Genomic DNA, 3,167 nt, shown 5'->3' with positions numbered 1-3,167 from the left:
CGCTCATGGCGCTACCCTTAATCAAGGCCGCCTGAATGGCAGCCAAGGAGTGACAACTTTCCTGAAAGTCACCGACGCGCTTCAGCAGGAGAAGGCGAAGAACCTGCTCATGTCCAACTTGGAGGAGTGGGACGACTGGATCGTCCTCAACAACTCAATGGAGGCTCTCGCTGAGTGGTCGGCTCATGATGAGTCCCTCAAGGATTGGCTCATCCCTCGGCTTGAGGCGCTGCAAGACGACGAGCGGCGCTCCGTCGCCAAGCGTGCTAGCAAGCTCTTGGTGCAGATTGGTGCGTGACTCGACCTTTCCCAGGGAGTCTGCTGCGCCGCCCAACAAAGGCATCGAACGGACGGCGTCAGCTAGTTATCAACCTGAGCGGTCTTGACCGCCGCTCATGCCTAACACGTTAGAAGGATCAGAGGATGGCAGAAAGCGCCGCCGTCTTGACGTTCTGACGTCAAAGCGCTATGGTCATGAAATGGATGAAGCGAAACGGGCTACTATTTATTTTGACGCGGATGTACATCGTGCACTGCGCCTAAGAGCTGCTGCATGTAACCGCTCAATATCGGACATGGTCAATGAAGCAGTTCGCATGACATTGGCTGAAGATGCTGATGATTTGAGAGATGCTGATCAGAGGCAAGCTGAGCCAAGCGCTGGCTTCGATGAGTTTGTCACAAGCCTTAGAGATAGTGGCCGTTTATAGCCTCACGATTAAGTCATCAGCAGCCAAGGAGCTACAGGCGGTATCGGACAAGGCGTCATTGTCACGATTGATTGAGAAGATCAAATCACTGGCAACTCAACCGCGGCCATCAGGGTCTGAAAAGCTCGCGGGTAGGCCGAACCTATATCGTGTCCGCTAAGGCAACTATCGGGTCATCTACTCTGTCGATGATCTGTCGCGTGTTGTCGACGTTGTTAAGGTCGGCCATAGAAGAGATGTCTACCGATGAGTGGACCTTCTAACATCAAGATACAGAAGACGGGAGCGGAGGAAATCGGCAATGCCGAGGTTCGCTCGCCCGCTTCTGATCTTGAGCGTTAGAAGTACAGGAAAGCAGGCCTGGCGCAAGCCAACTACACTGACGTGGCATCCTCCTCGTAATGGCGAAGAAGGCTCAGGCTGAGTTCATTCGATGGTTCGGACCCCTCCTAGATGCGCTTAGGGATCTAGGGGATTCAGGGCGGCCGAGAGAGGTTTCTGTGCGCATAGCGAAAAATCTAGGCTTACCAGATGAACTATTGGATCAGACTCTCAAGTCGGGTGGGAGCAAGTTCCATAACCAAGTCGCTTGGGCAAGACAGTATCTTGTCTGGGAAGGTCTGCTGGATTCGTCTAAGCATGGAACTTGGACGCTGACGGAGAAGGGCCGCCACGCTCATCTTGGTGACAAGGAAGCACGCGATATCTTTCTGAAGTGGGTTTCCATTCACGCCGAGAACCGGAAGCAGAAACGAGAAGCACCAGAAGCCGAACAGGAGCTGTTGCCTCCACAAGACTCAACGGAAGATCCAGATGAAGGCGAAAAGCTTGATTTGCTAAGTACCCTGAGATCAATAAGTCCTACAGGCTTTGAGAAGGTCTGCAGAGAGCTTCTCAGAGAATCAGGTTTTGAGAACGTTGAAGTGACGGGTGGCTCTGCGGATGGTGGAATTGATGGTTATGGAACTCTTGAGATCAACCCATTTGTAAGCTTCAGGGTACTCTTCCAATGCAAACGCTATGCCAAAGGCAACTTAGTCTCTCGCGCTCAAGTTGGCGACTTCCGGAATACAATGATAGGCAGAGCCGAAAAGGGAATCATTATTACTACATCAGGATTTAGTAATGCTGCTATCCAGGAAGCGAGTAGGGAAGGCGCACCTCAAGTCGAGCTTGTTGACGGGGATAAGCTGGTTGAAATGTTCCAGCGGGTTGAGCTTGGTGTCTTCAAGCGAACTGTGTACGATGTTGACCCTGCTTACTTTGAGAAGTTCAAGGAGTGACTTCTAACATCGCCATTCACCTGAGCCGCCACCGAATGGCTTTCTACTTCTCCGAACACTCCTGGCGGCCAGGTGATGGCGAGCGTTAGTTTGACGCGGCATAGGTGCTTGCCTCCTGTTGCCGCTCTCGTATCCGGCTAAGATGGCTTGAGGGGTTGCGTCTCATGCCCATGATCATTGATGAGAAGCGAGAAGAGATCGCAAAAGCCTGCCAGAGATACGGTATCGAGCGCTTATTTATCTTTGGCTCTGCTCTCAGAGAAGACTTCAGGCATGGAGACAGCGATGTTGATCTTCTTGTAGAATTTGGGCCTATCGATATCTCCAAGAAATTCCATATTTACCTAGAGGCTCGTGCTGCATTTAGCAAGATCCTTCAGGGCGAGGTTGACTTGGTAATGAGCGGTGCTGTCAAGAATAAGGTCATCGCCAGCGAGATTGATCGGACGAAGAAGCTTATTTATGGCACGTGATGTATCTGCGTATTTGCAGGATATCTATGATGCTTGCGTTGCGATTGAAGAGGTGACCGAGGCTGTCTTCTTGGAGGAGTATCGAGCCTGGCGCGCTGTCAGGTCGTCAGTGGAGCGAGAATTTATCATCATTAGCGAAGCTCTTCGCAGAATCAGCGTGCTTGATGAGCGCTTATTTCTTTCAATATCTAATTCAAGGGCTATCATTGATTTTAGGAATCGCCTCGCTCATGACTATGGTGCCGTTGACGACGATTCGGTGTTCGGCCTTGTCTACTCGGATCTGGTTGTCCTAAAAGAAGAGGAGGGGAACCTTCTCCACGATTTGTTTGGCGCAACCTAACCCTGCCATCCACCTGAGCCGCCGCCGTAGGCCTTCTGCTTTGCTAGCCGCTCCTTGCGGCCAGGTGATGGCGAGCGGCTTCGCCCACAGGATGGCGCCAATGCCCTTGCCTTGCCTTTCCGTAGCCAAAGGGCTACACTGGGTAGGTGATTTCACTCCTTCGCACCGATGAGTTCGCGCGTTGGCTCAGGGGTCTTAGGGATCTGAGGGCCAAGGCGATCGTGCAAGCCAGGGTTGAGCGCCTCATTAGCGGCAATCCAGGTGATGTACGCCCCGTAGGTGCTGGAGTATCTGAGCTGCGGATTAATTTTGGCCCTGGTTACAGAGTCTATTTTCAGCAAAGAGGTGCTGTGTTGAT

6 protein-coding genes and 1 pseudogene are annotated in these 3,167 nt (G+C 52.1%); all 7 read left to right on the top strand.

Annotated features, from left to right (window positions below; all coding sequences use genetic code 11):
* Window positions 1-298: hypothetical protein (locus AC01FP_RS16740; protein WP_474481799.1), on the top strand; the 298-nt coding region annotated here is incomplete at its 5' end.
* A 97-nt stretch (window positions 299-395) separates the two neighbouring features.
* Entirely contained in the window at window positions 396-710 is a 315-nt protein-coding gene (locus AC01FP_RS16735; RefSeq protein ID WP_474481797.1) for a CopG family transcriptional regulator, read from the top strand.
* 172 nt (window positions 711-882) lie between these two features.
* Window positions 883-960: pseudogene (locus tag AC01FP_RS16730) on the top strand (type II toxin-antitoxin system RelE family toxin); the annotation flags it as partial.
* A gap of 151 nt (window positions 961-1,111) precedes the next feature.
* The gene (locus AC01FP_RS16725; protein WP_474481796.1) at window positions 1,112-1,993 is read left to right on the top strand and encodes a restriction endonuclease; all 882 of its coding nucleotides are present in this window, start codon (window positions 1,112-1,114) and stop codon (window positions 1,991-1,993) included.
* Between the two features lie 170 nt (window positions 1,994-2,163).
* Complete coding sequence (locus tag AC01FP_RS16720; RefSeq protein ID WP_474481795.1) at window positions 2,164-2,466, top strand: nucleotidyltransferase family protein; 303 nt, start codon at window positions 2,164-2,166, stop codon at window positions 2,464-2,466.
* Complete coding sequence (locus AC01FP_RS16715; protein WP_474481794.1) at window positions 2,456-2,809, top strand: HepT-like ribonuclease domain-containing protein; 354 nt, start codon at window positions 2,456-2,458, stop codon at window positions 2,807-2,809. The genes AC01FP_RS16720 and AC01FP_RS16715 overlap by 11 nt, the downstream gene beginning before the upstream one ends.
* A 146-nt stretch (window positions 2,810-2,955) precedes the next feature.
* Window positions 2,956-3,167: type II toxin-antitoxin system RelE/ParE family toxin (locus tag AC01FP_RS16710; protein WP_474477499.1), on the top strand; the 212-nt coding region annotated here is incomplete at its 3' end.

This window comes from Cyanobium sp. NIVA-CYA 375, from assembly GCF_056108345.1.
This window is presented reverse-complemented; position numbering and strand designations above follow the sequence as displayed.